The following is a 1,119-nucleotide window of genomic DNA, read 5'->3' as shown; positions in this document are numbered from 1 at the left end:
TGCGGCGGGCCATTTGCTGCCGTCGGCGAACAGGGCCTTGTACCAGTTCAGCGTCCATGCCTCGGGAGGAAACGAGGCGAAGGCGTTGTTGCTGAAGGAGGTGACGAGGATGACGACGATCGGCAGCGCCAGGAAGAGGAGGATGACGGTGGCCACGGCCGTGAGGGCGATGCGGCCGGCGAGGGTCTTGCGCAGTTCCATCATGCGGCGCTCCTCTTCTTACGGCTGGCGCCGAGCGAGGTGACGACCTTGACCAGCAGCAGCCCGGCCAGGGTGAGCACCAGCAGGATCACGCCCTGGGCGGCAGCCCCGTTCCACTGGTTCTCCTTGGTGACCTGCTGGTTGATGAGGGTGGCGATCATCGTCTGGTTGGGTCCGCCCATCAGGGCCGGGGTGATGTAGTAGCCCAGCGACAGGATGAAGCTGAGCAGCCCGGCACTGGCCAGGCCCGGGGCGACCAGCGGCAGGTAGATACGCCGGAAGATGGTCACCTTGCCCGCGCCCATGCTGGAGGCGGCCGCCAGCAGCCGCCGGTCCACTCCCCGCATCACCCCGTACAGCAGCAGCACCGTGTAGGGGAGCATCATCGAGGTGGTACCGATGACCACACCCAACTCGTTGTAGAGCAGCTGGAACGGCGCACCGGGAACCTGCATGCTGGTGAGGGTCTCGTTCACCAGGCCCTTGTCACCGAGCATGATGATCCACCCGTAGGTGCGCACCAGCGCGGAGACGAAGTGCGGCACCACCACGACCAGCATCGCCAGCCCGGCGAAGACGGGCTTGAGCCGGGTGATCGCCTGCGCCAGAACGAACCCGAACACCAGACTCAGCACAGCCGTCTCCGCGGAGATCCGCAGCGTGGTGAACAACACCGACAGATTCACCCCGGTGAGGGCATCGGCGTACCAGTGCAGCGTGAAGGAGCCGTCCGCGCCCTTCAGACTCAGCAACAACGTCGAGAAGATCGGGTAGACGAACAGCACCAGCAGATACACGACGACGGGAAGCGCGTAGAGAATCCCGACGCGGGTCCGGCGTGATGCGAGGAGTTTGCGCGGTCGTGCGGGAGCGCCCGCGGTGAGGGTGGCAGCCATGACTCACCCCGCCTGTTCGTCG

At 65.8% G+C, this 1,119-nt stretch carries 1 protein-coding gene and 1 pseudogene; both read right to left on the bottom strand.

The window, feature by feature from the left end:
- Positions 1-204 (bottom strand): annotated as a pseudogene (locus ACFZDE_RS38650) (ABC transporter permease); the annotation flags it as partial.
- Positions 201-1,097 (bottom strand): ABC transporter permease subunit, encoded by an 897-nt coding sequence (locus ACFZDE_RS38645; RefSeq protein WP_391214975.1) that lies wholly within the window; start codon positions 1,095-1,097, stop codon positions 201-203. The gene ACFZDE_RS38645 and the pseudogene ACFZDE_RS38650, both read right to left, overlap by 4 nt.
- Positions 1,098-1,119: the final 22 nt, after the last annotated feature.

The sequence above is a fragment of the Streptomyces sp. NPDC007929 genome (genome assembly GCF_042959065.1).
Lineage (GTDB): Bacteria > Actinomycetota > Actinomycetes > Streptomycetales > Streptomycetaceae > Streptomyces.
The sequence above is the reverse complement of the archived record's forward strand: the minus strand, read 5'-3'. Positions and strand labels throughout refer to the sequence as shown.